Annotated in this window: 2 protein-coding genes; both read left to right on the plus strand. The window is 64.1% G+C overall.

Annotation, left to right across the window (positions count from 1 at the left end; genetic code table 11):
• Window positions 1-92: 92 nt before the first annotated feature.
• Window positions 93-563, plus strand: coding sequence for a helix-turn-helix domain-containing protein (locus ACWEK3_RS42425; RefSeq protein WP_450547822.1), 471 nt, complete (start codon window positions 93-95; stop codon window positions 561-563).
• A gap of 14 nt (window positions 564-577) precedes the next feature.
• Window positions 578-1,234, plus strand: a complete 657-nt coding sequence (locus ACWEK3_RS42430) for an IS630 family transposase (RefSeq protein WP_450547823.1) — start codon at window positions 578-580, stop codon at window positions 1,232-1,234.
• The last annotated feature ends 18 nt before the right edge of the window (window positions 1,235-1,252 follow it).

The raw sequence follows: 1,252 nt of genomic DNA on the forward strand, positions 1-1,252 counted from the left end.
CTAGTGGTGTGTCGGTGCTTAGTTGTGGTGTGTCTGGTTGGGAGGTTGGTGTCTGGCAGATTCCTTCCCCTTTGCCAGATAGGACTGTTGCCGTGGGTTCGCAGAAGAAGTGGCCGGTCAGGTTGACTGTGCGGGATCGCGAGGAGTTGGTCCGGGTGACCACGACGGGTGTTCGCTCAGCCTCGATGATCATGCGTGCGCGGGTGCTGCTTGCGTTGGATACCTCGGTGGGTGAGGTGGATTCCAAGGAGGTGATCGCGACCCGGCTCGGCGTCTCCGGTGAGACGTTGCGGCTGGTCGCCAAGCGTTTCACCGAGACCGGTGGCGATGTTCACGCCACGATCGCGCGGAAGAAGCGTGACCTGCCGCCGGTGCCCTCGCCGGTGACCGGTGAGGTCGAAGCCCGGCTGATCGCGATGGCCTGCTCCCAGCCACCCCAGGGCTATGCACGGTGGTCGCTGCGGCTGCTGGAGAAGCACGTCGCGCTGGTCGAGGACATCCCTGATCTGGACCACTCCACCATCGGGCGGATCTTAAAAAAACGGAACTGCGCCCTCACCTGAAGAAGTGCTGGACCATCCCGCCACGAGCGAACGCGCAGTTCGCGGCCCGGATGGAAGACGTGCTGGCCGTCTATGCCCGGCCCTATGACCCGGCGCGTCCGGTGGTGTGCATGGACGAGAAGCCCCACCAGCTCCTCGACCATGCCCGCGGCCCGCTCCCGGCCCGGCCTGGTCACGACGCCTGCCAGGACAGCGAGTACATCCGCTGCGGCACCTGCTCCATCTTCGTATGGGTCGAACCCTTACGCGGATGGCGTCGAGTTCAGGCACTGTCCCAGCGGACCCGGATCGACTGGGCCGGCCAGGTCAAGCGGCTGCTGAGCGTGGACTACCCCGACGCCGAGACCGTGGTGCTGGTGATGGACAACCTCAACACCCACGGCGTCGCCTCACTGTACGAGGCGTTCGCACCAGAAGAGGCCTTCGCCCTGGCTCAACGCCTCGAGATCCACCACACGCCCAAACACGGATCATGGCTCAACATCGCCGAGATCGAACTCTCCGCGCTGACCAGGCAATGTCTCGACCGCCGGATCGGCGACCTCGACACACTCAACACCGAACTCTCCGCCTGGCAGAACGCCACCAACACCGACCAACGTCAGGTGGACTGGCAGTTCACCACCCACGATGCGCGTATCAAACTGCGCCACCTCTACCCCAAACATTAGCCGCGACAGTCTACTAGT

Source organism: Streptomyces sp. NPDC004721, assembly GCF_053601495.1.